The sequence below is a fragment of the Pseudomonas sp. BT76 TE3572 genome (assembly GCF_050435365.1).
Lineage (GTDB): Bacteria > Pseudomonadota > Gammaproteobacteria > Pseudomonadales > Pseudomonadaceae > Aquipseudomonas > Aquipseudomonas fluorescens_W.
This window is the reverse complement of the sequence record NZ_JBNDKE010000001.1, coordinates 1,670,269-1,692,875: the sequence shown is the minus strand read 5'-3', so window position 1 is coordinate 1,692,875 and position 22,607 is coordinate 1,670,269. Positions and strand designations below refer to the sequence as shown.

General features: G+C 59.6%; 19 protein-coding genes. 14 read left to right on the top strand and 5 right to left on the bottom strand.

Annotated elements, in window-relative coordinates; translation table 11 throughout:
- Positions 1 to 291 precede the first annotated feature (291 nt).
- A complete protein-coding gene (locus ABH912_RS07615; protein WP_429510250.1) occupies positions 292 to 1,695 on the top strand; it encodes an MFS transporter in 1,404 nt (467 codons plus the stop codon).
- Between the two features lie 57 nt (positions 1,696 to 1,752).
- Here the strand turns inward: ABH912_RS07615 and ABH912_RS07610 are convergent, their stop codons facing one another.
- From ABH912_RS07610 to ABH912_RS07600, 3 genes are all read right to left on the bottom strand, one after another.
- Positions 1,753 to 2,679: a sugar ABC transporter substrate-binding protein gene (locus tag ABH912_RS07610; protein ID WP_429510249.1), complete on the bottom strand. Its 927-nt coding sequence runs from the start codon at positions 2,677 to 2,679 to the stop codon at positions 1,753 to 1,755.
- Positions 2,680 to 2,963: 284 nt separating this feature from the next.
- Positions 2,964 to 3,752, bottom strand: coding sequence for a TIM barrel protein (locus ABH912_RS07605; protein WP_429510248.1), 789 nt, complete (start codon positions 3,750 to 3,752; stop codon positions 2,964 to 2,966).
- A complete protein-coding gene (locus tag ABH912_RS07600) occupies positions 3,749 to 4,771 on the bottom strand; it encodes a Gfo/Idh/MocA family oxidoreductase (RefSeq protein WP_429510247.1) in 1,023 nt (340 codons plus the stop codon). The genes ABH912_RS07605 and ABH912_RS07600 overlap by 4 nt, the downstream gene beginning before the upstream one ends.
- Positions 4,772 to 4,923: 152 nt before the next feature.
- On the opposite strand from ABH912_RS07600, the gene ABH912_RS07595 reads away from it, so the two are divergent.
- A complete protein-coding gene (locus tag ABH912_RS07595; RefSeq protein WP_429510246.1) occupies positions 4,924 to 6,972 on the top strand; it encodes a sigma-54 interaction domain-containing protein in 2,049 nt (682 codons plus the stop codon).
- Between the two features lie 186 nt (positions 6,973 to 7,158).
- Here ABH912_RS07595 and ABH912_RS07590 read toward each other — a convergent pair whose 3' ends face one another.
- Positions 7,159 to 8,208 (bottom strand): LacI family DNA-binding transcriptional regulator, encoded by a 1,050-nt coding sequence (locus ABH912_RS07590; protein WP_033056496.1) that lies wholly within the window; start codon positions 8,206 to 8,208, stop codon positions 7,159 to 7,161.
- 182 nt (positions 8,209 to 8,390) lie between these two features.
- Between ABH912_RS07590 and ABH912_RS07585 the strand changes: the two genes are divergently transcribed.
- The 7 genes from ABH912_RS07585 to ABH912_RS07555 all read left to right on the top strand — a co-directional run bounded on the left by ABH912_RS07585 (position 8,391) and on the right by ABH912_RS07555 (position 14,959).
- Positions 8,391 to 9,503: a fatty acid desaturase family protein gene (locus ABH912_RS07585; protein ID WP_429510245.1), complete on the top strand. Its 1,113-nt coding sequence runs from the start codon at positions 8,391 to 8,393 to the stop codon at positions 9,501 to 9,503.
- A gap of 37 nt (positions 9,504 to 9,540) precedes the next feature.
- Positions 9,541 to 9,861 carry a MocE family 2Fe-2S type ferredoxin gene (locus ABH912_RS07580; RefSeq protein WP_429510244.1) on the top strand — a complete coding sequence of 107 codons (321 nt, stop codon included), beginning with the start codon at positions 9,541 to 9,543 and terminating at the stop codon, positions 9,859 to 9,861.
- An 18-nt stretch (positions 9,862 to 9,879) separates the two neighbouring features.
- The gene (locus ABH912_RS07575) at positions 9,880 to 11,121 is read left to right on the top strand and encodes an NAD(P)/FAD-dependent oxidoreductase (protein ID WP_429510243.1); all 1,242 of its coding nucleotides are present in this window, start codon (positions 9,880 to 9,882) and stop codon (positions 11,119 to 11,121) included.
- Position 11,122: 1 nt separating this feature from the next.
- Positions 11,123 to 11,971, top strand: coding sequence for a sugar phosphate isomerase/epimerase family protein (locus ABH912_RS07570; RefSeq protein ID WP_429510242.1), 849 nt, complete (start codon positions 11,123 to 11,125; stop codon positions 11,969 to 11,971).
- A gap of 76 nt (positions 11,972 to 12,047) precedes the next feature.
- A complete protein-coding gene (locus ABH912_RS07565; RefSeq protein WP_033056489.1) occupies positions 12,048 to 12,866 on the top strand; it encodes a CHAD domain-containing protein in 819 nt (272 codons plus the stop codon).
- Between the two features lie 191 nt (positions 12,867 to 13,057).
- Complete coding sequence (locus tag ABH912_RS07560; protein WP_033056487.1) at positions 13,058 to 13,993, top strand: Ppx/GppA family phosphatase; 936 nt, start codon at positions 13,058 to 13,060, stop codon at positions 13,991 to 13,993.
- A 525-nt stretch (positions 13,994 to 14,518) separates the two neighbouring features.
- Complete coding sequence (locus ABH912_RS07555; RefSeq protein WP_033056486.1) at positions 14,519 to 14,959, top strand: cupin domain-containing protein; 441 nt, start codon at positions 14,519 to 14,521, stop codon at positions 14,957 to 14,959.
- A gap of 13 nt (positions 14,960 to 14,972) precedes the next feature.
- Here the strand turns inward: ABH912_RS07555 and ABH912_RS07550 are convergent, their stop codons facing one another.
- Positions 14,973 to 16,403 (bottom strand): MFS transporter, encoded by a 1,431-nt coding sequence (locus ABH912_RS07550; protein WP_033056485.1) that lies wholly within the window; start codon positions 16,401 to 16,403, stop codon positions 14,973 to 14,975.
- Positions 16,404 to 16,537: 134 nt separating this feature from the next.
- Here ABH912_RS07550 and ABH912_RS07545 point away from each other — a divergent pair, with 134 nt between their 5' ends.
- The 5 genes from ABH912_RS07545 (at position 16,538) to ABH912_RS07525 (ending at position 22,607) form a co-directional block, all read left to right on the top strand.
- Positions 16,538 to 17,428 carry a LysR family transcriptional regulator gene (locus ABH912_RS07545; RefSeq protein ID WP_429510241.1) on the top strand — a complete coding sequence of 297 codons (891 nt, stop codon included), beginning with the start codon at positions 16,538 to 16,540 and terminating at the stop codon, positions 17,426 to 17,428.
- Positions 17,429 to 17,910: 482 nt separating this feature from the next.
- Positions 17,911 to 19,299, top strand: a complete 1,389-nt coding sequence (locus ABH912_RS07540; RefSeq protein ID WP_033056482.1) for a diguanylate cyclase domain-containing protein — start codon at positions 17,911 to 17,913, stop codon at positions 19,297 to 19,299.
- A 6-nt stretch (positions 19,300 to 19,305) separates the two neighbouring features.
- Positions 19,306 to 20,634 carry a glycosyltransferase family 2 protein gene (locus ABH912_RS07535; RefSeq protein WP_033056481.1) on the top strand — a complete coding sequence of 443 codons (1,329 nt, stop codon included), beginning with the start codon at positions 19,306 to 19,308 and terminating at the stop codon, positions 20,632 to 20,634.
- Positions 20,634 to 21,485: a hypothetical protein gene (locus ABH912_RS07530; RefSeq protein WP_429510240.1), complete on the top strand. Its 852-nt coding sequence runs from the start codon at positions 20,634 to 20,636 to the stop codon at positions 21,483 to 21,485. Before ABH912_RS07535 ends, ABH912_RS07530 begins: the two co-directional genes overlap by 1 nt.
- 6 nt (positions 21,486 to 21,491) lie before the next feature.
- Positions 21,492 to 22,607, top strand: coding sequence for an HlyD family secretion protein (locus tag ABH912_RS07525; RefSeq protein WP_033056480.1), 1,116 nt, complete (start codon positions 21,492 to 21,494; stop codon positions 22,605 to 22,607).

Here is a 22,607-nt window from a genome sequence, read left to right as displayed (position 1 = left end):
GCCCCATCATGAATTCAACCCGCCTGCGCATCTCCCAGAATGCCGCTTCTTATGGTTCGACCTCGACTGCTTGCCCATCCCCACGGTCAGGCTTGTCCCATACAACTGTCCCACCCAACGCCCGATAGCTCTTGCCAAATGTCCCACTCCAGCCGCTGAGCATGGAGTGCCCATTGTCGAGCCCGCAATACAGTGGCGTGGATTCATCGCGTTTTGACGATGCTCTACGACACAATTGATCTCGCTTGAAACCGAGAGATCATCACCATAATCCAACAATAAAGTGATGCCATGAATCTGAACGAGCCCATCAATCCGCAACGAATCGGCCAGGCCGTCGGCAAGTACCGCTGGACGATTTGCGCGCTGTTGTTTTTTGCCACCACCGTCAATTACCTGGACCGCCAGGTACTGAGTCTGCTGGCGCCGGATCTGTCGACGCAATTTGGCTGGAGTAACACCGATTACGCGAACATCGCTTCTGTCTTTCAGTTTGTGTACGCGATTTCCATGCTGTTCGCCGGCCGCTTCGTTGACAAGATCGGCACCAAGACCGCCTATGTGGTAGCGATCGGCATCTGGTCCACCGGCGCGATCATGCACGCCTTTGCGGAGCCGATGGGCGAGGGGATCGCCGGCATCAGCAGCGCCTTGGGCTTTGCCGCCATCCCGGTTTCGATTGCAGGTTTCATGCTGGCGCGCGCCGTGCTGGCGATTGGCGAAGCGGGTAACTTCCCGATCGCGATCAAGGCCACTGCCGAATACTTCCCGAAGAAGGAACGCTCCTTCGCCACCGGTATCTTCAACTCGGGCGCCAATGTGGGCGCGGTCCTGGCACCGATCTGCGTGCCGCTGATTGCCGGTATGTGGGGCTGGGAAGCGGCGTTCATCGTGATCGGTGCGTTGGGCTTCGTTTGGGTGGCGGTGTGGATTGCACTGTACGAAAAACCGGAGCAGCAAAAACGCCTGTCGGTGCAAGAGCTGGCCTATATCCGCAGCGATCAGGGCGCGCAAGCACTCACCGGGACAGACTCGGGTGCCGCTGCTAAAAAAGTATCGTGGTTCAAGCTGCTGACCTACCGCCAGACCTGGGCCTTTGCCTTCGGCAAATTCATGACCGACGGCGTCTGGTGGTTCTTCCTGTTCTGGCTTCCAACCTACCTGTCGGCGCAATACGGCATGAAGGGCCAGGCCATCGTGTTGCCGCTGGCCGTGCTGTACAGCATGACCATGGTGGGCAGCATCGGCGGCGGCTGGTTCCCGAGCTACTTCATGTCACGCGGTGACGCGCCGTATGACGGCCGTATGAAAGCCATGTTGGTGATCGCTTTCTTCCCGCTGCTGGTGCTGCTGGCGCAGCCATTTGGTTACATCAGTTTCTGGGTGCCGGTGCTGCTGATCGGCGTGGGCGCATCGGCGCACCAGGCGTGGTCGTGCAACATCTTCACCACCGTGTCTGACATGTTCCCGCAAAAATCCATCGCGTCGGTGGTGGGCATTGGCGGTTTAGCCGGCGGCCTGGGCGGCGTCGTGATGACCAAGACTGGCGGGTGGGTGATCGACCATTACAAACTGATCGGCGATATCCATACCGGCTACATGATCATGTTTGCCATCTGTGCACTGGCTTATCTGGTGGCGTGGAGCGTGATGAAGACGCTGGTACCACGCCATAAGGAAATCACTGACCTGTAAACGGCGATGCGATTGACCTGCTGACGTCCTGTCCGCAGGTCATTCGACTGTTTGACGTTACTTGTAGCGTTGCTCAAACACGGCCACTTGCTCCGGCATGATCAGCTGGAAGGGCACCCAGACATCCGCCTCAACCGGCTCCCCCTTGATCATTTTGATAGCCGATTGCAGCGCGCTGGTCGCTTGCGCTTTGGGGTCTTGAAACACCGAGGCTACGAGCATCCCGCGCTTGATGGCTGCCAGGCCGTCAGGCAGTCCGTCGATGCCGACAATCGCAATCTCGCCCTTGGCTTTGCCGGCTTGCTGCAATGCCATGGCGGCGCCGATGGCCATCTCGTCATTGTTGGCAACGATGGCATCAAAACTCGTACCTGCCAGCAGCCAGTTGCTGGTCAGGTCCATCCCTTTGTTGCGCTGCCACTCGGCACTTTGTTGTTCGACGACTTTGATCCCTGGATAGTCCTTGAGCACCTGTTTCACACCTTCGGTACGGTCGTGCGTGGAGTTTTGCGCGAGGTCACCCATGATGATCGCGATGTTGCCTTTGCCCCCCAACTTGTCGGCCAAGTAGCGCATCTGCAGTTGCCCGGCCTCGATGTCATTGGACGCGACCGTGACCACGCCTTTGGGCAGGACACGTTCGTCCGGGTGGCGGTTGACGTAGACCAGCGGTGTCTTCGCCTCGACGGCCGCGCGGGTCATGTTGGCAGTGGCGGCGGTGTCCACCGGCAAGACGATGACCGCATCCACTTTCTGGCTGAGAAAGCCCTCGACCTGATTGAGCTGGCGAACCACATCGCCCTGGGCGTCCTCGAACTGGATCTGGACGTTGTCCTTTTTCGCGGCCTCTTCGAGACCACTGCGCACGTAGGTCATGAAGTTGTCGTCGACCCTGGCGATGCTGACGCCGATGCGATAGCTGGCGGCGGCCCATTGGCTGAAGAGTAATAACAGCGTGGCAAAAAGCAGTGTGCAACGACGCATGATGGTTTTCCTTTTTTGTTATGAGTCGACATTCATCAAGATCAAAAACGTGGGGGCTGACTGATGCCAGTCCGTTAAGCCGTAATGCGATCTGTAGCAGCTGTCGAGCTTGCGAGGCTGCGTTCGGCTGCGCAGCAGTCGTCAAACCAGAAGCTGCGGTGCGTCAGGCGGACCGCATCAGCCGGATTCACGACTGCTGCGCAGCCGAACGCAGCCTCGCAAGCTCGACAGCTGCTACAAAGAGTGCGTCGCAGCTGAAATTGCTTAACTGACCGGCATTAGGCTCAATCCAGCGTGAAGGCCTGTCGGAAGCGTTCCAGTGCCGCTTCGCTGTCGCCACTGGCCCAGCCCTCGAGCCCGACGACTCCGGTGTATCCCATGCCGAACAACGCTTTGGCAATCGCCGGATAATGGATTTCACCGGTACCCGGTTCCATGCGGCCGGGGACGTCGGCAACCTGGATTTCCCCGATGGCGCTGCCGGCGCGCTGGATCAGTTCGATCAGGTTTCCCTCACCGATCTGCGCATGGTAAAGGTCCAGATTCATTTTCAAATGGGGGCTGCCCACGGCCTCGATCAGTGCCAGGGTATCGTCGGCGCGAGCGAAAGGGGTGCCGGGGTGGTCCACCTCGGTATTGAGGTTTTCCAGCAAAAATACCCGGCGAGCGTCTTCGCCCAGACGGGCGATTTTTTCCAGGGTCTTGCAGGCGCTCAACCACATGCGTCCCGTGGTGAGAGCCACGGGTTTGACCGGCAGGCCTTTGTCGCCCAGGCCAGTGCCATGCAGGTTGAGGCTCGGGCAATTCAGTTGGGCGGCGACAGCCAGCGATTCGCGTGCGCTGTCGAGCAGGTGCTGGATGTCCTCGGGGTCGGTCAGGTTGCCCGAGAGGTAGCCCGTCATCGAGGTGAAATCAGCGCCGGTGGCGACAAGCGCTGGAATGTCTTTCTGCGTCCAGTCCCAGAGTTCGGCGCTGAAGCCCAGTGCGTGAATCCGTTTGACGCGTTCGGTGAACGGCAGGTCGAGGAAGACCATCTCAGCACTGATCGCCAGTTTGAACGGTATGAAGCTCATGAACGGCCTCCTTGCACGCGCACCGCTTTGCCCTGCTGGAAGGACTCGATACACGCACGGGCAATGGCCAGTGCCGCCCGTGCATCTTCGCCGCTGGCGAGGGGTTTTTCGCCGGTGCGCATGCAATCGACAAAGTGGTTGAGCTCGGCCACATAAGCGTCACGCAGCAGGTCGGTGTCCAGGCGCTGGGTGTCGGCCTGAATGCCATTGGCCAGATAGCGAACCAGGTCAGAGTCATTGACGCTGCCCATGGTCAGCATGCCGGCGCTGCCAAACACTTCGCCCCGAACGTCGTAGCCATAGACCGCCTGGAAATTGGCCTCGGCCGTCGCGATCGCACCGTTGTCGAAACGGATCGTGACCACGGCGGTGTCCAGAAACCCTTTGCTCTTGTAGTCCGGTGCAATCAGCGCATCGGCCATGACAAAAACCTCAACCGCTTCTGCACCAGGATTCAGGTAGCGCAGGGTATCGAAATCATGAATCAGGGTTTCGAGGAAAATCACCCACTGCGGCGAGGCGGCCGGATTGTTCAGCGCCGGATCGCGCGTCAGCGAGCGCAACAGTTGCGGCGTACCGATACGACCGGCGACCACGTCCAGATGAGCCGTTCGGAAGCTTTTGGCAAAGCGCCGGTTGAAACCGACTTGCAGCGTCACCCGTGCGTCGGCAGCGGCGGCGATGGCGCGGTCGGCTTCGTCGAGGGTGATGGCCATGGGTTTTTCACAAAACACCCCTTTGCCGGCGCGGGCCGCACTGATCACCAGTTCGGCGTGGCTGCGGGCCGGGGCGGCGATCAAGATACCGTCGATTTCCGGGTCATCGAGCAATTGCTGTGGATCGGTATAGACCCGTTGCACACCTAACTCTGCCGCCAGGCGCGCGGCCTGGCCGGGTGTCGGGTCGGCGATGGCGGCCAGGCAGGCGCCGGGAATGTGCCGGGCGGCAGTCAGACCGTGAAAGCTGCCCATGCGGCCAGCACCGATGAGACCCAGGCGGATGATCTTGGATGAACTCATGAAATGACTCCCTTTTATTGTTGTTCAGTGACTCGACAGCAGGAATGTCCTCGCTGGTACAAAGCAGGGAGCAAGGGCTGTGCCAATATTTAAGTCATTGATATTTAAGGGAGTATTCAAGGTGATTTGAAATAAGTGTTCATTTCGATGACATGTCTATACTGACATGTCGAAAATATGAACATAGGAAGCAAGCGGTGATCCCACAGCCAATGGCCTTCAGCGTGCAAGACCTCGATTACATTACGGCGCTCGGTCCGGCATCGTTAAACGAAGGACCGATCGCTGAGCTGGAGCAGGCCTGGCTGGCGTGCCTGAACGGTCGCACCGACCGACCTGCCGGGGTCAGGCAGATTATTTGGGACTCCTGGTTGCGCAGCGTCAGTGCCGGCCTCGATCCTGATGATGGTCAGTACCGATTTGTCACCCCCGAGGTGCTGGCTGCAACGCTGGCGGCCAATCGTGTGTTGATCACGGCGGCGGCGGAGGTCATGCGCGGGTTGCTGGCCTACAACCCCAGGGGCCATATCAACCTGACCGATGCCGAAGGGACGACGCTGTATTTCTGCGGCCTGGACCTCACGCCGGTGGGCAGCCGGCTGCTGGAGTCGGTGCAAGGCACCAACTGCACGGGGCTGGCGCTTGCCGAAGACCGCTTGGTGTATGTGCTGGCCGAGGAAAATTTCGGCGTCGGCCTGCGTCGGCGGCGCATGCATTGTGCCGCCGCGCCGATCAGGGATGCGCAGGGCCGGACACTGGCCATGCTGACCCTGACCGCCGAGCCGGGCTGGTTTCATTTCCATACGCTGGGCACCGTCCAGGCGGCGGCCGAAGCGGTCTCGCGGCAGATGGCGCTGCAAGCATTGCTGGAAGAACAACAAACCGTGCTTGAAGTGCTCAATGAGGGGCTGGTGGTGCTGGATGAGCGGGGCTGCATCAAGGCGCTCAACCGTTACGCCCGCCAATTGTTTCGCGTGGGCCGGGATCTGCTGGGCAGCCCGTTCCAGCGCCTGGGTCAGAGCGAATTGACTGATGAGATTCTGCTGCGTGGCGGGGAAGGTCTGCGGGATCTGGATTGCACATTTGAGCTGCATGATCGCAGTCAACTGGCGTGCCTGGTGTCCGTGTGCTCGCTGGAGCAGGGTGGACGTATTGTTTCGTTGCGTGAGAACCGGCGCATCCGGGAAATTACTCGCCGGATTATCGGTACTCAAGCCAGCTACACCTTCGAGACCATTCAGGGCAGTTCGCGCGCCATTCAGGACGCGTTGCACCTGGGGCGGATAGCCAGTCGCAGTGATTCGACCGCGCTGATCCTGGGTGAAAGTGGTACCGGCAAGGAGCTGTTCGCCCAAGCGATTCATAACGCCAGTGACCGTAGCAGCGGTCCATTTGTGGCCGTCAATTGCGGGGCGATTCCGCGCGATCTGGTGCAGAGCGAACTGTTCGGTCATGTCGAAGGCGCCTTCACCGGATCGGCCCGCGGCGGCTCTGCCGGGAAGTTCGAATTGGCTGATGGCGGAACGATCTTCCTCGATGAAATCGGTGACATGTCGTTTGATGCCCAGGTCAGCCTGCTGCGCGTTTTACAAGAAGGCGAGGTGACGCGCGTGGGCGCGAAAAAATCGCAGCAGGTGAACGTGCGCATCATCGCTGCCACCCACCGCAACCTGAGTCAGGCGGTGGCTGAAGGAGCCTTCCGCGAGGATCTTTACTATCGGCTCAACGTCCTGAACCTGACGGTTCCGCCATTGCGGATGCGCCGCGAGGATGTGCCGTTGCTGGCGCGACATTTTCTCAGCCGTTGCGCCCGGTCGCTGCGCAAATCGGTGCAAGGCATCTCGCCAGAGGCGCTGGATATTCTGTCGGCTTACCACTGGCCGGGTAATGTTCGTGAGCTGGAAAACACCATTGAACGGGCGACCAACCTCGCCGTGACCGAACTGATCCAGCCAGCTGATCTACCGCTTGAAATCAAGCAAGGGCAACGGCCGTCGGCGCCGGGAAATGTGCCCGAACCCCGGGCCGCCCTGGACCTTGGTGCCCATGAAATGAATGCGATCATTGCGGCCCTGAAGGATACCCGCGGCAACATCCGCCTGGCCGCCAGACAGCTGAACGTTTCTCGTGGCGGGCTGTACAACAAGATGAATCGGTTTGGGCTGAGTGCCGAGGCTTTTCGTGCAGGGCCCAATCTCTGACGGACATCGGAATTCCCCCATCTGTTGCTGACTGAAAAACAACCGTGTGGCGAGGGAGCTTGCTCCCGCTGGGTCGCGCAGCGACCCCACGAGTGCTATCGCAGTCTTCCAGCCAGAACTCAATGGTTGGTTTTGGGCTGCTACGCAGCCCAGCGGGAGCAAGCTCCCTCGCCACAGGATTAAGGTTTAAGGCCGGGCATTCTCTGAAGTGACAATCTGCAAAGGAATATGGACCCGATGCCGGGCCGGATCGAAGTCCGGCGTGGTCTGCAATTCCACCAGCAAATCGACCAGCGCCGTCGCCAGCAATCGCGGCTGGGAATCGATGACCAAACTGATCAAACCCTGCGACAAAGCCTGGCGTGACAGCTCGGTCGACTCCTGCAAAATACAGCACAGCGACGGCCGCTTCGGTAACTGCGACAGGGCACTGATGATGCCGTCGCCGCCACCGCCGACCACGCACAAACCCCGCAAATCGTCATGCCGGGCCAACAGTTCCAGGGTCGCCTCTTCGGTGATGTCGCAGTTGTCCAGGTTGATCACCGCTTCAAGCGGTCGCAACCCTGGTGCGTGCTCCGCCAGGTAACTGCGCAGCCCTTCGACCCGCGCCTGATGGCCGAGAAAACGGTGGCCGCCGAGCAGGACCCCGATGCTGCCTTTGCGCGCACCACAGGTGTGAGCCATCAGCCAGCCCATGGTGCGCCCGACCTCAAGATTATCCTGGCCGACGTAAGGCTCATTCGCGGCCTCATCGATGTCGGACAGCAGGGCAATCACTGGCACGCCGGCCTCTCTGATCTGGGCGATGGCGGCGTTGATCAGCGGGTGAGCGAAGCTGACCACCGCCAGGCCATCGCACTGCACCGCCAGTTGTTCGATCTGAGCAACGATGGCGCTCGGTGTACGATCGAATACGTACTCGAACTGACAGCTCAGGTTGGCGCCGGTGTGACGCTGCGCCGCCTTGGTAATGGCGGCGGCAACATTGGAATAGAACGCCTGGGCGGTACCGAGTAACAGGATGCCGAAACGATAATTGGGACGCCGCTCGCGGATCCGCTGACCGATCAGCCGGGCAGCGAAATAACCGACCGCTTCAGCGGCCTGGAATACCTGCTCGGCGGTGGCCGGGTTGACCGGCGCCCTGGCATTGAGTACCCGGTCGACGGTGGCGACACTCAACCGAGCGTGTTCGGCGACCGTGGCGATGGTGGGGCGTTTAGTGTTGTTCATGGCGGGTCCCGAAATCGCCTTGATAGAAAACTATCAAGCCTTGCTGGGCCTGGATGATAGCTTGATAGGGAATGTATTCAAGGGCTTGAGGGTAATCAGTGCGCTCTCTATCTTTTCTCCAACGGTGCCATCCCGCATCGAAGCAAGTGCCTAAAACCATCAAGCTTGCGGAGAACAATAAAATGCCTGAACAAAACGCAGCCTATGAAAACCGCGGTAAACCCGTGCCTCGGGATTATCGATTGCTCGGTCCCGAAGCCGCCAAAGCGGCGCAAAAAGGTTTGGTCTCGGCCAACTGGTACCAATCGCCCATTTCCCGTAAACGCATGAAGGAATTGATGCAGCGCCGCGACGGCCCGGCTTTGCGCGATACCGCGATCTGGTTGCTGGCGATGGTCGTCACTGGCTTCGGTGGTTACTGGTTCTGGGGCTCCTGGGCCTGCGTTCCGTTCTTCTTCGTCTATGGGCTGCTTTACGGCACCGCATCCAATGCCCGCTGGCACGAAGCGGGTCACGGTACGGCGTTCAAAACCCGCTGGATGAATGATGCGGTCTACCAGCTGTCGAGCTTCATGTTCATGTTCGAACCCCAAGTCTGGCGCTGGAGCCATGCGCGGCACCACACCGACACCATCATCGTCGGCCGCGATCCTGAGATCGTCGAGCCGCGTCCGCCGAGCCTGATCAATATGGTGCTGAGCCTGTTCAGGATGCCCTACGCGTTGAAGACGATGGGGTCAGTCTGCCGGCATGCAGTCGGGCGGATGGATGAAGAAGAGCAAACGTTCATCCCGGAATCCGAGTGGCCCAAGGTGGTGAGAGACGCGCGCGTCTGGCTGGTGATTTATGGGCTTGTCGTGGTCGCTGCGCTGTATCTGCAAAGCTGGTTGCCGCTGATGTTTATCGGTCTGCCAACCCTCTATGGCGGTTGGCTGTCCTACCTGTTCGGCCTGACGCAGCATGTCGGCCTGGCCGAGGACGTGCTCGATCACCGCAGCAACTGCCGCACGATTTACATGGGGCCGGTGATGCGCTTCATGTACCTGAACATGAACTATCACCTTGAGCACCACATGTATCCGATGGTGCCGTTTCATGCGCTGGCGCAGCTTCACGAAGAGATCCGCCACGACTGCCCACCGCCGTACACCAGCCTGTTCGAGGCCTTCAAGGAAATCCTCCCGACTATCTGGAAGCAGCGCAAAGACCCGACGTATTTCATCCGTCGCCCTTTGCCACAGCGCGCAGAACCTGCCGCAACCGCCCGGGCGGAATCTGAAGTAACGCCGGCCTGACACCTTCCTGTCTGTACCACTAAAAAGAGAAAGCACCATGACCGATCAATGGATCGACGTATGTGCCGTGGGCGAGATTAATGAAGAAGACGTCATTCGTTTCGACCACGGCCAGCACACCTATGCCGTCTACCGCTCCGCCGACAGCGAGTTCTTCGCCACCGCGGGCCTGTGCACCCACGAGTCCATCCACCTGGCCGATGGCCTGGTGATGGAGCATGTCATCGAGTGCCCCAAGCACAACGGGCGCTTCGACTACCGCTCCGGCAAAGCCCTGGGCGCACCGGTGTGCGTCAACCTCAAGACCTATCAGGTGCGGGTTGAGGCGGGGCGTGTCCTGCTCGCCGTCACGGTTTAATTGCAGGGAGTCTGTGCCATGAATTCTGCCAATGCTCCACTGGTCATCGTCGGCGCCGGGCATGCGGGTGGCCGCGCCGCGATGACCCTGCGTGCTGAAGGTTATAGCGGTCGCTTGATTCTGATCGGCGATGAGTCCCACCCTCCGTATGAACGTCCGCCGCTGTCCAAGGGATTGTTGCAGGGCACGGTAGATCTGGCGGGCTACAGCTTGTGCAACAGCGCTCGACTCGCCGAACTGGAGATCGAACACCTGGCCGGCAATCCGGTTAAAAACCTGGACCCGCCGCAGCATCGCCTGCAGTTGGCCGACGGTAGCTGGCTGACCTATGCGCGTCTGTTGCTCGCCACGGGAGGGCGGTCGCGGCGACTGGCTTCTGTGCCCGAGTATCTGGGCAACGTGCTTTACCTGCGGACCCACGACGAAGCGCTGGCACTGCGCGCTTCGTTGCGGCCCGGTGCGCGGTTGGTGATCATCGGCGGCGGCTTCATCGGCCTCGAAGTCGCCGCGACCGCCCGTGCCTTGGGTTGCTCCGTCACCTTGCTCGAAGCCGGACCGCGCCTGGCGGGGCGGGTGTTGCCGGAGCAGTTGTCCAGCGTCCTGCTGGAACTGCATCGCAGACAAGGCGTGGACGTCCGTTTGAACGTGGTGATTGAGGCGGTGCAAGGCAACGCTTGCGTCGAGGCGGTGCAACTGGTCGACGGCGAGCTTCTGCCCTGCGACCTGGTGGTCGTGGGCATCGGCATGCAACCCAACATCGAACTGGCCGCAGCGGCCGGGATAGAGGTCGGGCAGGGCATTCGTGTCGATGCCCAGCTGCGCACCAGCGCGCCTGACATCTTTGCGGCGGGCGATGTCTGTGAGTTTCAGTTGCACCCGCAAGGCGTTTTTCAGCGTCAGGAAACCTGGCGCAACGCCGAGACCCAAGGCCATCACGTCGCCCTGAATCTATTGGGCGGCGAGCACCCCTTCGAGGTCATTCCCGGCTTTTGGTCTGATCAGTACGACTGGGGGCTGCAGATCGTGGGTGTGATTTCGAACGACGAACCGACGGCGAGCCGGACAACCCCGGGCGGTGGTTTCCTGTTGTTCTACCTCGATGCCGAGCGACGTCTGCAAGGTGCCTGCGGCTGGGGCCAGGGCAATAGCGTGGCCAAGGACATCAAATTGTGCGAACGGCTGATCACCAGCCATAACCCCCTCTCGGCGGAAGCGCTGGCCGATGCCGGTGTGCCACTCAAACAATTGCTCAGGAGCTGACATGCGTGAATTTCTGGTATTTCAGTCCCTGTGGGCCATGCAGGATCAACACGGCCAATGCGACCTTCCCCTGGAAGCGCAGCTAGAGAAAATCGCCGCCGCTGGCTTCGACGGGATCACCGACCATTTCTGGGTCGAGGCACAGGCCAAACGCCTGAGTGCTGCGGCCAAAGAGCAGGGCCTGCAAATTGAAGGTCAGCTGTTCCCCCGCACCGTGGATGATCTGGCCGCAGCGATTGATGTCGCCTCCTGCTACGGCTGCCACCACCTCACGCTGCAAGCCGACGTCAGGCCCCGCACGCTGACGCAAGCGATCCAGCTGATCGAAGGCTGGCAGCGTCTGGCCGAGCAGGTGGACTTTCCGATCCTGCTGGAAACTCACCGTTATCGCCTCACCAGCGACCTGTTGTTCACCCTCGACATTCTTGCTGAAATGCCCGATCTCAAGTTGTTGGCCGACTTGTCCCACTATGTCGTGGGCCGCGAACTGCCAGAACTGGCCACCGCCGAGGACGACGAGCAGATCCATACCATCCTGCGTCACAGTTGGGGTTTCCATGGTCGCGTCGCCAACGGCGAACAGGTCCAGGTACCCTTGAGCTTCGCCCAGCACCGACCTTGGCTGGAGCGTTTCCTGGGCTGGTGGCGCTATGGGATCGAGGATTGGCTGGCCCGACCGAACACACCCGCCAGCCTGTCCTTCACCTGTGAACTCGGTCCGCCGCCGTATGCAATCACGGGTGCCGACGGAGGCGACATCAGCGATCGCTGGGCCGAGGCGTTGATGCTGAAGGCGCTGATGCGCAAGGTCTGGAAGGAGTGCCAGGCACGACCACACAAGGGTCACTGATTTATTAATGCAAGACAGGTCGAACGCACTGGCCACTGCTAATCTCCTGTCCATCGCGTTTCAATGAGATGACAGAATGGCATTCGTCGACAAGTTCGTTGCTGAGATACTGGCCCTTCAGGTTGCCCTGTACCACGCCCGTGCTCGGTTGGAGGCACGAACTGATAGCGAAGCTCTGCATGATCTCAGGATTGCCGTGAGGCGTATCAGGAGTTTGCTTCGACCGATGCGCTCCATGAGCCAGGTGGTGGCTCTGAACATCGCGGCAGCTGAGGTGGGACGGCTGACTACACCCGCTCGGGATCTGGAGGTCATGATTGAGGAACTGGAGGGCAGGGGCTTTCTTGCCCAGGCTCAGCTCAGAAAAGCGCGTTTGGCCTCTCACTACTCCTGGATTCTGAAAAGTCCGGCCCTCAAGAACCTGTTCATTCAATTGGATGAGTGGCCTTCCATTTTTCGATCAGTGGAAGCCAGCGGCGGTTTAAAACACGTCCAGCCTCAAATCGAAAAAGCACTGATAAAGCAGATTGACCGGCTGCATGCGGCCGTGGATGACGTTGGTTTTGATCGGCATGAGTTGAGAATCCTGGTCAAGCGCACGCGCTACCTGACGGAAGCGTTTCCCAGTCTTTCACCGCTGTCGGGTAAAGCGGCGAGTGCGCTCAAGGCACTGCAATCGGCTTTGGGTGCCTGGCATGACCATTATCAATGGTGCCAGAAGGCGCTGATCGAATCCGACCTGCGCCCGCTGGAAAAGATATGGCAGAGCTGCGCGGCAACCGCTCTCGAAAAAGCCGAGACCCAATTGGTCGATCTGTCAAAACGGCTGCCAAAATCATCAGGCAAAAAAAAGCCGCCTAAAGGGGCAGCAGAAGAACGAGCACGCGTTGTGTAGCCCGAGTATGCCTGTCGAAAGTTACAGCGCTGTGACACATTTTTTGCGTCCATCGACGATCACCTCCTCAAGACCCGCGATCCTGGAGTCTGCCCATCCGTAAAGGGTAGCGGGTGTCATCTTAGCGTCATCGACCCCATGGCAAGATCCTCGCAAACCGCCTAGCGCGCTCAGCTTGCAAGGAATCCCCCATGAAAGGAGACGCCTCTCTATTTGCAGCCATTGACCTTGGTTCTAATGCGTTTCGCATGATGATCGGCCAGTCAGTCAGACGGCGTCAGGGCTTCGTGATCCAGGAAGTGAAAACTCTGCGTGAACCTGTCCGTTTAACGGAGGGGTTTCAAGGTGGCGCGCTGGACGAGTTGGCTCTGGATCGGGGATGGCAAGCGCTCGCGCGATTCGGCAAAAAGTTACGCGGCTTCGAGGCCGGTCGAGTGCGGGCGGTGGCGACCAGTGCCGTGCGCGAAGCCGACAATGCGCAACTGTTTTTGGCCAGCGCGGAGCGGCACCTGGGGTTTCGGATTGATGTCATCTCTGGGCATGAAGAGGCCCGACTGGTGTACGCCGGTGTTGCCCATACGATACCCGGTACCGAAAACAGACGACTGGTCGTGGATATCGGTGGCGGTTCCACTGAATTGATTCTGGGGCAGGGCGTTCAGCCCTTGATGACCGAGAGTATTGCCATAGGCAGCGGCAACTTCGGCACGCGTTACTTTCAGGGTGGCTGTATCACGGCGCAGGCGCTCCTGGAGGCTGAGCGCGTAGCCACTGTTCAATTTGAAAAAGTCGCACGTCGTTATCGCACGCTGGGTTGGCAGCAGGTGATTGGCTCTTCAGGCACCGCACGGATGCTGGCCAAAGTCCTCAAGGCCAACGGGTTGAACGACTATGGCGAAAGCGGCATCACCTACAGTGGTCTGTTGCGCCTGTCGTTGCGCCTGCTTGAAGTGGGGCATGTCAAACAACTTGGCCTGGCGGGCTTGCAACCCCATCGCCAAAGTATCTTGCCTGGAGGTCTGGTGCTCATGCTGGCGGCATTCAAGGTGTTTGGTGTCTCGCAGATGACGCCTTCCGAGCCGGGGCTGAGGTTTGGCGTTCTGCATGGTCTGATGAGCCAACACTGACAGCGAGGGCGTTAATGACGTGTGTCACGGCTGTTAGTATTTTTCCATCCTTCCGCTCTTTCGACGGGGCAAAATCGTTCTAAAAAGTCCGCCTTGCGCTGTGCACTTTGTACTAATCTTGAACGTGTAGGTGAAGACGCAGACTGATGCGCAAGCGGATGGCGAGGAAACGTGGGGCGCGTTCCGAAGGGTACACGGTTAGAAAGATCTCCGCGCTGAGATCCAGCCCTTATGCCGTGTGAAGCAGGACAGCACAAAACTGTTCTGTGGGAAGCCTGATAAACCTTGTAAGCCGGAGACCAGCACCGGCCACCTACTCGATTTACAAAGCCCGCCTTGTGCGGGCTTTTTCGTGTCCGCAGGGTCCGTTTGTATCGGAACGTATCCCGCGCACTTGCAGCTACCTTCGCATACAAATCCAGGGCATTGGCGACACGTGCGCGATACACGGCGGCCTCCAAATAGAGCCACCGCATCCGCGGCAAGCTCCGCGCGACTCTCCGCGCACCCATTGGAGAAATGCCCATGTCCCGTTTCAACCACCGTATCTGCGCTGGCATGCTCGGCATCGCCGTTGCCGCGTCACTCACCGCCTTCGCGGGGCTCTCTCAAGCAGAAGAGGCGCCTGCGGCAAAAAGCTGGCAGGCAGGTCTTCACCGCACCGATCTGCTGCGCCAGGACCTCGACGTCACCGGGCGTGAAGTGATTCAGGTCCGCGTTGATTTCGAGCCAGGTGTGGTGTCCCCCAAGCACTCGCATCCCGGGGTGGAAGTGGCCCACGTCATTGAAGGCACGTTTGAATATCAACTCGAGGGTCAGCCTCCTGTAACGCTCAAGGCGGGCGATTCCTTGTACATCCCCGCAGGCACCGCGCACGTTGCGAAGAATGTTGGCGCGAACAAAGCGTCTGAGCTGGCGACGTACATTGTGAAAAAAGACACGCCACTGGTCGTACTGGAAAAGTAAACGACCTGTCGGGTTACCGGCGGTCACGACGCACGGCCAGCGCGCGGTTTCCCAGCGCGATGGTCAGTGCGAAAGAGATCAGCACCAGCGCCACGGCGAAGGTGATCCGCAGACCGCTGGCCACCGCTTCGGGTCGCGCCGTTGCAATGTCGACCGAGGCCGAAGCGAGCGCGAACACCGCGCCCAAGGCGGATGCCCCCGTGATCAGCCCCAGGTTGCGCGACAGGTTGAGCAGGCCGGAGATGACGCCTCGCTGGTCCGGCTGAACCTCCGCCATGACCGCCGTGTTGTTGGCTGTCTGGAACAGGGCATAGCCGATGGTTATCACGACCATGGGCAAGAGATAGCCGCCGATGCCGAACGTCTCCGGCAATATCGACAGCGTGAGGCATCCAGTCGCCATGGCCACGAGCCCGGCGAGGGTCATGCGTTGGGCGCCAAAGCGGTCGGCAATACGGCCGGCTGGGACCCCCGTCAGTGCCGCGACAAACGGCCCGACCGACAAAACCAGTCCTACCAGAACGGCATCGAGCCCCAGCCCATGCGCGAGATAGAAGGGGCCGACCACGAGCGTCGCCATCATCACGGTCGCGACGAGCAGGCTCATGGCGAGGCTGCCACTGAGCACGGGATCGCGGAACATCGCCAATCGAATCAACGGTGAGGTGACGCGAGCCTCGGTGAATACAAAGAGGCAGGCGCCGCCGCCCGCCGCCAACAGCAAGGCGATGTTGAACGGACCGAAACTGCCTCGGCCAAGGGTCATGGCCAGCGCATAAGCGGCGAGCGTCAATACAAGCAGCAGTGTGCCCAGCGGGTCGAAACCAGCGCGATCGGTCTTGGGCTTCTGGCGATCGGCGGGCAAGTAGCGATGCGCGAGTACCAGTGTCAGCAAGCCCAGCGGTACGGTGATGAGGAAGATCGCCCGCCAGCCGAACCCGCCAATCAACAGGCCACCGAGCGACGGTCCCATCGCGGTGCCGATCGCCGACATCGTCCCGAGCAAGCCCATGGCGCTGCCGGTTTTTGCCTTCGTCACGGTCTCGCCGACAAAGGCCATGGTCAGCGCCATCATGATTGCCGCACCGATTCCTTGCAGTGCCCGGGCGCCAATCAGCATCCAGAGTGTGGGCGCAAAGCCGCACAGGGCCGACGCCAGGGTGAACGCGCCAATGCCGGTCAAGAGCAGCCGCCGTCTGCCTGTGATGTCACCGAGCCGACCGACGCTGACAATCAGGGTGGTAATGGCCAGAAGGTAGGCGAGGACAATCCACTGCACGTGCTGGAAGGAAGCGTTAAACACCTGGGCCAAAGTCGGCAAACCCACATTGGCGATGCTGGTGCCGAGCGAGGACAGCAGCATCGACAGCGAAAGACTGGCCAGCGCCCACCGAACCGACGGTGTCTGTTGCGCACGCTCTGCGACTGCACTGAGTGATTTCATGCTGTTCCTCTTTTCTGACCACTCCCGAAGTGGAGCTATCAGAAATCTACGCCCCGGCCTAACATGGCGGAAGGCGCACCGTTTGCACTTGATACGTGCGTTCAACGCCATATCAATCTGCCGCGAGGCGCTGCATGTCCACTCCCGATTTCAATTTGCTGATCACCCTTGATGTGCTGCTCGCCGAAGGCAGCGTGGCCCGCGCCGCCAAGCGCTTGCGGCTGAGCCCGTCGGCCATGAGCCGGGCGCTGGCGCGATTGCGTGAAACCACCGGCGATCCGCTGTTGGTCAGGGCCGGGCGGGGGCTGGTTGCCACTCCGCGAGCGCTCGAACTGCGCGAGCGGGTCAGTCAGCTGGTGCAGGACGCCGAAGCGGTCCTTCGGCCTGCCGAGCAACCCGACCTCAGCCAGCTGAGCCGCACATTCACGCTGCGTACCAGTGAAGGCTTTGTCGAGAATTTCGGCGCGGAACTGATTGCCCGCGTCGCCAAGCAAGCCCCTGGCGTGCGGCTGCGCTTCATGCACAAACCGGACAAAGACAGCGCGTCACTGCGCGACGGGACGGTCGACCTGGAAACGGGTGTGGTGGGCACAGCCGCTGGCCCGGAATTGCGTACCCAAGGCTTGTTTCGGGATCGATTTATTGGCGTCGTGCGACTGGGGCATCCGCTAAGCGAAGGCGAGATAACCCCCTCGCGTTTTGCGGCAGGCAGCCACATCAGCGTCTCTCGGCGGGGGCTCGACAAGGGGCCCATTGATGAAGCCCTTGAGCTACTGGGACTGGAGCGGCAGATAGCAACCATCGTTGCAGGCTTCTCCACCGCGCTGGCGCTCGCCCGGGCCACCGACCTGATCGCCAGCGTTCCTGAACGCCACACCGCCAGCCTGCGCACCGGCATGCACCGCTTTGCACTGCCGTTGTCTCTTCCTGCGTTCACCGTCGCCATGCTCTGGCATCCGCGGCTGGATGCCGACCCTGTGCATCGCTGGTTGCGCGGTTGTCTTCGAGAGGTTTGTTCCGATTAAAAATTGTCAGATTTGATCTGATGTTCATTATTGAAACTATGCTGTTTCATACGTGGAACTATTGCATGGGTGTTCTGGTTCTACATGTAAGTAATTTTGGTATAAAAATACTTTGAACTTATTAATATAGGTGCGGTAGCCGAAAGGTTTTTGCGTAAATGGGAATTAACTGCTGATACCATTAAATGGCGCAACGCTATCAATGGTGGCGATTAACTAGTAGTGAGTATAGTTGTAAAGCCTGAGTTACTTAGTGTGTATAACCTTATGAAATATAAATAATTATTTTTCTAGTAATCAGGCGATTTAACAGGCTGAAACACGGAGGGTAAGTCAGGGATCCAATAAGGGGTAGTGGCAGAATATTGGCAGCCGACATATCAGAAAAATAACTTCATAATAATACTGACGTATTTCTGATGCGGTGCTAGTGTTTCTAACTCCTTTTAACCGTACTTGTCTGTCTGTAGAGGCCGTGCGTCATGACGACTCCAACTCCACGGATTGCGATACTGGGTAATAGAGTTCCAAGCTTGAATCTTCCGGAGCTTGAGCACTTCGCCGATCTGGGCAGCTTGTTGGCTGCACCCGCATTTGATGTGGTGCTGCTGGACCTGCCCGCGGTTTATTCCGGGCGGGTGCTTCGAAAGTTGCGCACCCTTCACCCATATCGTTACAGCCTCATTTACTGCTGCCGTGATCAGAACGGCTGGTGCGAAGCCTTGGGTGATGGCGCATGCCCTGTCGAATCCAGCGAAATAAGAACCCTCTGGGGGATATGGCAAGAACGCTACAGGTTGTTCAAACGAGGTTCTGCCCCCGAGCGTTTTGAAAGTCGGGTGCTTTCATGGTTGTGGTTGCGCGACAGCGCTCACATCTATGCCCTTCGAGACCCGGAGGTGCCTCAGCACTATCGCTATCCGCTGCTGGACGCCCTGGCTGATAACGAGCAGGTCAACTCGTTTGTCTGGCTCAGCTTGATGGTGCAGCAGGACTGGCTGCAAGAGGGGGTTCTGGTCGATCGCGTTCGCTTGTGTTCGGAGTGTGGCTCGGGCCGGCTCAATTACATTGATGTGTGTGCCGAATGTCAGGCCCTGGACATTTCACGGCAGCCTTCATTGCACTGCTTTACCTGTGGGCATGTGGGGCCACAGGAATCCTTTCTCAAAGACGGGGTGTTGTTGTGCCCCAACTGCTTGAACCGGTTGCGCCATATCGGCAGTGATTACGACCGCCCGATGGAGAACTATCGCTGTCGCTCATGTCAGGCGTTTTTTGTCGATGCCGACGTGCAGGCGCGCTGCCTGGATTGCGGCCTGTCGCACACGCCTGACAAGTTGCGAGTACGCGAGGTCAGAGATTTCCGCCTGGCCGAGGCCGGCCGTTTCCGCTGCCGCCAGGAGTTCAGCGATCAAACGGTCCGTCACTTCGGTCGACTCAATCTGTTAGGCGGCAAGGATTTCTATGACCTGCTGACCTGGCAGATGCAGGTCGTACGCCGCTACCAGTCGCCTGCCTTCTCACTGCTCGGTCTGCGCTTCGTCAACCTGGCCGGCACGTTGACTCGCCTGGGTGAACACCACGGCCATGCCTTCATCGACAGCGTGGCTGATCGGTTGAAGGAAACCGTCAGGGAAACAGACCGCTGCTCTCGAAGTACCGAAGAGTACTTCTGGATCATGCTTCCCCATACCGATGGCAAGGGCCTGGAGACCGTCAAGCAACGCTTGGGCCGGGTCGCCGAGTTGTTTTCAGCACCGGAGGTCAGTGACATTTCCCTGCGTGTCGTCAGCATCACGGCGCCCCAGGATCTTCTCGAGCAAGAAGATGGCGAACTACTCCTGGCCCGTCTGGCCAGTGAGTTGGCGTGACCCGCCATGAGCCCTTTACTGGAGCAACTTTACAACGCACTCAGTGCGCTGATGGGGCCGGATGGTTTGAGCCGGTTGTTCTTCATGCTTTTCCCCTTGTTTCTGATCTTTGAATTACCCCTGATGATCATGGTGATGTTGGGGGTGTTGCGCTGGTTCACACGTCGGCGCACCCGTGTACCGAAGATCAGTGTCTATCGGCCAAGGGTCTCTTGCATCATTACCTGCTACAGCGAGGGAATGGATGTACAGACCACGCTGTTAAGCCTGTGCGAGCAGACGTACCCCGGCCACATCGAGATGATTCCGGTGGTGGACGGGGCCACGGTGAACCAGCCGACGCTCAGCGCCGTGCGCAGTTTTAGCGTGGATCCGCAGTTGTACCCCCGGCGCCATTTGCGTCCGATCGCCAAGTGGCAGAGGGGTGGGCGGGTGTCGTCGTTGAACGCCGGCCTGTCGCTTGCCAGCGGTGAAATCGTGATGGCGCTTGATGGTGACACGTCCTTCGACAACAACATGGTCAGCGCCATCGTGCGGCACTTCGAGGACCCGTCGGTGCCTGCGGTCGCCGGTAGCCTGCGAGTGCGCAATGTCTGGGCGTCCTGGGTGACCGCGATGCAGGCGCTGGAATACCTGTTATCCATCCATATGTCGAAAATCGGCCTGGCCGAATGGAACCTGGTCAATAACGTCTCGGGGGCCTTCGGAGCATTTCGCCGTAGCTTTCTGGTGAAAATCGGTGGCTGGAACACGCACACCGCGGAGGATCTGGACCTGACGTTGCGCATCAAAAGTTACTTCAAGCGACACGACTTGAGGATTCCCTTCGAGCCGGAAGCGATTGGACACACCGATGCACCGTCGACGCTCGGTCAGTTTCTGATGCAGCGCTTACGCTGGGATGGCGACCTGTTTTTTCTCTACATCAGAAAGCACAACCACAACATCAACCCCAGCTTGTTGGGCTGGCCGACCTTTCTGATGATCCTGCTCAGCGGCTTCTTTTTTCAGCTGGTGCTGCCGTTCCTCATCTTCAGCTACACCTTGCTGGCGTTATTTGTTCTGCCGGGCAAGACGCTGTTGTTTCTGTTTGTACTGATCTATGCGCTGTACCTGACGATCACCGCGCTGTTGTTCGGCGCCATGTTGTTGATGGTCTCCGACCGACCTGCAAAGGACATGACCCTGGGGTTGTTGGTGCCTTTCTTTCCGCTGTTCATGCTACTCCTGCGGTGCTGGAGCGCAGTGGCCATGCTCAACGAGATCTTTCGCCGGGGCCACGAAGAAAGCTCTATGGCACCGTGGTGGGTGCTTAAACGAGCCACGAGGTTTTGATGATGCGATCGATACTTCTGCTGCTGACGCTGTCGTTGCCCCCTACGATACTGGCCGTACAAGCACTGCCGGCTCAGGCGGCGGGGGCGCCGTCGAGCCAATGGTCACAGGCCAGTTATGTCTGGGACAGCGAAGCGTTGCTCGATCCCGATCAACGCAAGGCGGAGCTCGAGCAACTGCGTAAAGCCGGGATGGACAAGATCTACCTTGGCCTCAAGTCCGCCCAGTTGAAGGACCTTGCCACGACGCGCCAACGGCTGGAGCAATTGCTCCGGGACGCGGCCGGCAAGGGCGTGCAAGTCAGCCTGTTGCTCGGCGATCCGGCGTGGATCGAGCCGCAGGGACGCCATCAGCTCACCGACTTGTTGGCGAAGCTGAAGGGGCTTTCATTCACCAGCCTGCACCTGGACCTGGAACTCGAACAACTGGGCGTGCCGGTCCCGGATCAGCGCTTGAAGGATTTGCTCGATACCTTGCGCGCCGCCTCCGCAGCCAGCCCATGGCCGGTGGAAATTTCCAGCCATCACCGTTGGTTTGCTGAAGCGAAACCCGGAAAAACCTGCCTGCCGTGCGCGCTTCCCGAGGCGGGTGTGCGTCAGGTCAGCCTGATGATCTACACCCGTAACCCGAAAAACAGCGCACGAATGGCAGAGCAGATCGCTCAACGCTGGCCCGATCTGCAGTTTCGCCTGGCGCAAAGCACGGAGCCGCAACTGGATGCCACAGAATCCTGGGCCGGCGCGTCACCTGAGCAGTTGCAGCACCAGACCAGTGTCTGGCGCGAACAGCTGCAACCCTGGGGGATTGCCGGCATTGACTGGCAAGCCTGGCGAGACTTTCCAAAACGGTGAGCCGTCATGAAGATTCGATTCGATAGTCGCAAAGAACTGAACCCCACCCAGGAACAGGGTTTGACTGTGCTCTACGCGCCGGGCAAACGCATGGCGTTTCGCGTGCGTTGGTATTTGATCCTGTTCCTGGTCGCGAGTCCCTTGATCTGGCTGGGAGGGAAGCTGGCTTACGGCATGTTGATGATCGACGCACCGGCGCAATTGCGCCTGCCGATTCTTGAAGTGCGCGCACGGGATGCCGGGCGGGTCGATCAGCTGTTCGTCATGGCCGGCGAGCAGGTCCAGGTCGATCAGCCGTTGGTCAGCCTCGACAATCCCGAATGGCGTGCGCGGCTCTCGCAACTCGCCGCGATGCCGACCAAGGCGGTGCCCACCACCAACGCCAAACTGGACACCAGGGAGCGTCAGTTGCTCAGGACCCGAGTGAGCCGGACGGAGGAGCGCGTGCAGGTGCTTGAAGACCTCGTCACATCAGGCGCCGTCTCGCGTGGAGAAGTACTGGCCGCCCAGTCCGAACTCGACGCTTTTAAAGCCGACCTGTTGGCGTTCGAGCGCCGCGAGCAACTGGCTCGTCAATCGCCGTTGAGCGTTGAGCGCGAGATTATCCAACAGACTGCCGAGCAGCAGTGGTTGAAGACGCGCCTCGCCGCGTTGTCGGTCAAGGCTGCGCAGAGCGGTCGAATTGCGGAGGTGTTGGTCACGCCCGGCGAAAACGTCGGTGCCGGCACGTTGTTGATGCGCCTTGAGCGCCTGGAAGAGCCTCTGCTGTGGATTTATCTGGAACCGCTGAACATCAGCTACGCCGCGATTGGCCAGCCGCTGCGCGTGCGCATGCCCGATGGCGAGTGGTTGCCGGCCCATGTTGTCCAGGCCGTCGACAGCGCCGGTCGCACGCCGACGGTGTTGCGTGGGCCGTTCGCTGCCAGCGAAATGGGTTTGCAGGTCGCCGCCCGGTTTGATCGCCCCCTGCCGCCGCGCTGGAGAATCGATCAACTGCCGTTGAATGTGCGCTTTCCCACCGACTGGCAACAAATGGTCAGTAACAGCCGTGAACTCATCGAGCAATTAGGCGACTTCATTGCAATGGATCGAACACCCACTACCGCACAGGGGAGTAAATAA